We start from the raw sequence: 4,721 nt of genomic DNA, 5'->3' as shown, positions 1-4,721 counted from the left end.
AGGGTTGGGCTGTTCGCCCATTAAAGCGGTACGCGAGCTGGGTTCAGAACGTCGTGAGACAGTTCGGTCCCTATCCGTCGTGGGCGCAGGAAATTTGAGAGGAGCTGTCCTTAGTACGAGAGGACCGGGATGGACACACCGCTGGTGTACCAGTTGTTCTGCCAAGAGCATGGCTGGGTAGCTATGTGTGGAAGGGATAAGTGCTGAAAGCATCTAAGCATGAAGCCCCCCTCAAGATGAGATTTCCCATAGCGTTAAGCTAGTAAGACCCCTGAGAGACGATCAGGTTGATAGGTCAGAGGTGGAAGCGTGGTGACACGTGGAGCTGACTGATACTAATCGGTCGAGGACTTAACTAACAAGTTTGATAATGACATTATCTAGTTTTGAGGGTACGAAGTACAACTCAATCAATCAGGTGATTATTGCGAAGAGGTCACACCCGTTCCCATACCGAACACGGCAGTTAAGCTCTTCAGCGTCGATGGTAGTTGGGGGTTTCCCCCTGTGAGAGTAGAACGTCGCCTGGTAAACAAAAACATCAGCTTATAGGCTGATGTTTTTTTGCGTTTAATACCTTTAACTTTTTTATACATATTTATCTTTTTAAGAAGTAGTAGTTCATTCTTTATTCATATTTTAGTAGTAAATTTTAAAAGTACAGTAGATAAAATTTAGTGGTAATTAGGAGTGAAGAAATGAAGGAAGAAAAAAATAGTAATCAAAAAAGTGGTTGGAAGAATTTCATCGCTTTAATAAAGGACGCAAATCCACCAAAATTGCTATTCGTAATAGGTGTCTTACTTAGTGTGACAACTACATTAGTAGGTTTACTATTACCGTTACTAACAAAGAAATTCGTGGATGGCTTTTCTATTTCATCGTTAAGTGCAGGACAAATAGCAGTTTTTGTAGCTGTTTTGTTATTACAAGCAATCTTTTCTGCAACTTCTATTTATCTACTTAGTCGAGTAGGAAATACAGTTGTAGCAAATGTGAGACATAAATTATGGAAAAAAATGATTGTACTTCCAATTCCTTATTATGATGAAAGTCAAACAGGAGAAAATGTTAGTCGAGTTACAAATGACACGGCTATTTTAAAAGGATTAATTACAGAGCATATAACGAATTTTTTAACTGGAATTATTTCTATTATTGGATCTTTTATATTATTACTAATATTGGATTGGAAAATGACATTAGTTACTTTTAGTATTATTCCTGTCATAATTCTAATTTTTATTCCAATTGGGAAGCAAATGGCAAAGTTATCGAAAGCTGCTCAAGACGAAACAGCTAAATTTACTTCACTGATCAGCCAAGTTTTTTCGGAGATTAGATTGGTAAAAGTTTCAAATGCAGAATCAACTGAGATAAAGAATGGTAGCAAAGGAATCGATAAATTATTAACTTTTGGTATTAAAGAAGGTAAATTACATTCTTTAATTGGACCAATTGTTTCTCTTGTATTGATGCTTATTTTAATCGTTATTATTGGATACGGGGGTGTTAGAGTTTCTTCTGGTGCATTAACTGCAGGAGCTTTAGTAGCTTATATTTTATACTTATTTCAAATTATCTTTCCAATAACACAAATTACACACTTTTTTACAGAACTTCAAAAAACAAAAGGTGCTACTGAAAGAATGATTGGTATATTGGAGCTGGAAGAAGAAGATTATCAATTTGGTGATGAGGAAATAGATATCAATTTACCGATAAATATTAGTAGCCTGAACTTTGCCTACAAAGAGGACGAGATTTTAAAAAATCTTAATTTTACTATACAACCTGGTAAAGTAACTGCCATTGTCGGTCCTAGTGGAAGTGGTAAAACTACATTATTTTCATTGATTGAACGATTTTATTCTCCTACAAAGGGTGAAATAACAATTGGAAGTAACTCAATAGAAAACTTTAATTTGGGAAGTTGGAGAAAACAAATCGGTTACGTAGCACAAGAAAGTCCTCTAATTGTAGGAACGATTAAAGAAAATATTTGTTATGGAATTGATAGGGAAATTTCAGATAAAGAATTGGCAAGCGTATCAGCAATGGCATATGTAGATCAATTTGTATGTGAATTGCCGACTGGATACGAAACAGAGGTTGGAGAAAGAGGAATAAAGTTATCAGGAGGACAAAGACAACGTATTGGTATTGCTAGAGCATTATTAAGAAATCCTAAATTATTAATGTTAGATGAAGCGACTTCAAACCTCGACAGTCGATCGGAACTAGTTGTTCAAAACGCACTTTCTAATTTAATGAAAGGGAGAACTACTTTAATAATTGCTCACCGTCTTTCAACTGTTATAGACGCAGATCAAATTATCTTTTTAGATAAAGGAAAAATAACTGGCATTGGAACACATGAAGAATTATATGGTGATCATCCGATATATAAAGAATTTGCAGATCAACAATTAAGAGTAAGTAGTGCCGGATAACGTGATAAAGGAAAGGATGTAGTGCTCATGACTAGTATATTAATTGTAGATGATGATCCAAATATTCGTAAATTGCTAAGTGTACTCCTTAGTAAGGAAGGGTTTACTATTTTCGAAGCAACAAATGGGGTTGAAGCCATAGTCGTTTTTGAAGAGAACAAAATTGATATGTTAATAATAGATGTCATGATGCCTAAAATGGATGGATTTGAGCTCTGTAGAGAAATTAGAAATGAGTATGATCTTCCGATTATTATGCTAACTGCTAAAGGTGAAACAGAACAAAAAGTTAAAGGATTTAAATTAGGTACGGATGATTATATTGTTAAGCCATTTGAACCAGTTGAATTAATTGTTCGGGTGAAAGCGTTGTTAAGAAGATCGAAAATTTCTTCGTCCCAAGTTGTCCAAATAGGTAACTTAACGATAGACCACGGTAATTTTAAAGTATTAAATGATAATCGAGTAATAAATCTTCCTTTAAAGGAATTAGAATTACTGTTTACTTTGGCTAGCTCATTAGGTCGTACGTATTCGAGAGAACAATTAATCGAAAATATTTGGGGATTTGACTATGAAGGTGACGAAAGAACGGTAGATGTTCATATTAAACGCTTAAGAGAAAGATTTCCTGAAAAAGAATTTGGTTTTAAAATTTCCACTGTATGGGGATTAGGGTACCGAATGGAGATTGCAAAATGAAAATACTTAAAAAAATTAGGGATGCTCTAGGTGCTATATTATTATTAACGACTGTAATTGCTGTTGGTAGTGTTATAGTGCACTATTCAACTAGTTATTTTTACGCCCATTATTTAACTAATTTATCTGATTTAACCAAACAGATCATAAACACATTTTTAACTTTTCTTCTACTTATGCTTGCAGGAGCTATTTTCGGTAGGGTCTTCCATCATCCGAAACAGATGAAAATGGTAAAAGAAATTCTTCAAGCAATTAGAAGTATATCTAGAGGAGAGTTTAATGTATCGGTGGATCTTGAGAAATTTCGAAATGCATTTGGTGGTGAAATTGGTAAAATAATTGATAGTTTTAACCATATGGCCGTTAATTTAAACCAAATGGAAAGTATGAGACAGGAGTTCATTTCAAATGTATCTCATGAAATACAATCCCCATTAACATCTATAAAAGGATTTGCAAAAGTTCTTCAAAATGAAGATTTACCATTAGAAGAGAGAAAACAGTATTTAAATATCATTGAGTTTGAAAGTAGCCGATTATCAAAGCTTAGTGATAATCTTCTCAAGTTAACATCACTTGAATCGCAGAGTACGCCGTTAGAAAAATCCAGTTTTTCATTGAATAGCCAGTTAATGTATGTATTGTTGAGTTGTGAACCTCAAATAGTAGAGAAAAATATTAAAATGACCGTTAATCTAAGTAAAGTTGATATAGTTGGTGATGAATCTCTATTAAATCAGGTTTGGATGAACTTAATTACAAATAGTATAAAATTCACCCCAAATAATGGAGAAATAGACGTATCAGTAAATCAAGAAAACGACAAAGTTTTAATTAAAGTTCAAGATACTGGAATTGGTATTTCCGATGAAGATCAGGTTCATATTTTTGAAAGGTTTTATAAAGCTGATAAATCAAGGGACAGAACTACAGTTGGAAATGGTTTAGGTTTATCAATTGTGAAGAAAATTATTGAGATGCATAATGGTATAGTTTACGTAAAAAGTGAAGTAGGTAAAGGCTCAATCTTTATTGTAGAGCTTCCTACTTGAGTAACATAAGTAGGATAATGTTTTATCATGACTATAGGAAGAGTGGTTTGAATTTTAATATTCTTTTACTATAATGAAAAACATTATCTTTTTTATTAAAAAAGGATTGCACACATTGAAAAATAGTGTTATATTATTAAACGTTGTCACATTAATTCAAAACAAGTGGACAGAAAATAATATTAAAATAGTTATTGACATAATAAACTGTTTCATGATATTATATTATAAGTCGCTTACGAGTGACAAAGTGAACTTTGAAAACTAAACAAAACATGAAGTAAACGTCAATTATTAGTTTTTTGAGCAATACAAGATTTAAACTTAACTTTTATGGAGAGTTTGATCCTGGCTCAGGACGAACGCTGGCGGCGTGCCTAATACATGCAAGTCGAGCGGACTAATTGGAGCTTGCTCCAATTAGTTAGCGGCGGACGGGTGAGTAACACGTGGGCAACCTACCTATAAGACTGGGATAACTTCGGGAAACCGGAGCTAATACCGGATGACA

At 33.8% G+C, this 4,721-nt stretch carries 3 protein-coding genes and 3 rRNA genes; all 6 read left to right on the top strand.

The window, feature by feature from the left end; genetic code table 11:
* A 23S ribosomal RNA gene (locus B7R67_RS21735) occupies positions 1 to 359 on the top strand; the annotation flags it as partial.
* Positions 360 to 414: 55 nt separating this feature from the next.
* Positions 415 to 530: ribosomal RNA gene (rrf, locus tag B7R67_RS21730) — 5S ribosomal RNA — on the top strand.
* Between the two features lie 168 nt (positions 531 to 698).
* Positions 699 to 2,453: an ABC transporter ATP-binding protein gene (locus B7R67_RS21725; RefSeq protein ID WP_088073079.1), complete on the top strand. Its 1,755-nt coding sequence runs from the start codon at positions 699 to 701 to the stop codon at positions 2,451 to 2,453.
* A 27-nt stretch (positions 2,454 to 2,480) separates the two neighbouring features.
* On the top strand, positions 2,481 to 3,155 hold the full coding sequence (locus B7R67_RS21720) for a response regulator transcription factor (RefSeq protein WP_088073078.1): 675 nt from the start codon (positions 2,481 to 2,483) through the stop codon (positions 3,153 to 3,155).
* Complete coding sequence (locus B7R67_RS21715) at positions 3,152 to 4,210, top strand: HAMP domain-containing sensor histidine kinase (RefSeq protein ID WP_158095169.1); 1,059 nt, start codon at positions 3,152 to 3,154, stop codon at positions 4,208 to 4,210. The genes B7R67_RS21720 and B7R67_RS21715 overlap by 4 nt, the downstream gene beginning before the upstream one ends.
* Before the next feature lie 330 nt (positions 4,211 to 4,540).
* Positions 4,541 to 4,721, top strand: a 16S ribosomal RNA gene (locus B7R67_RS21710); the annotation flags it as partial.

Origin of the sequence: Gottfriedia luciferensis (assembly GCF_002156865.1) — a bacterium.
Classification (GTDB): Bacteria; Bacillota; Bacilli; order Bacillales; family Bacillaceae_G; genus Gottfriedia; species Gottfriedia luciferensis.
The sequence above is the reverse complement of the archived record's forward strand: the minus strand, read 5'-3'. Positions and strand labels throughout refer to the sequence as shown.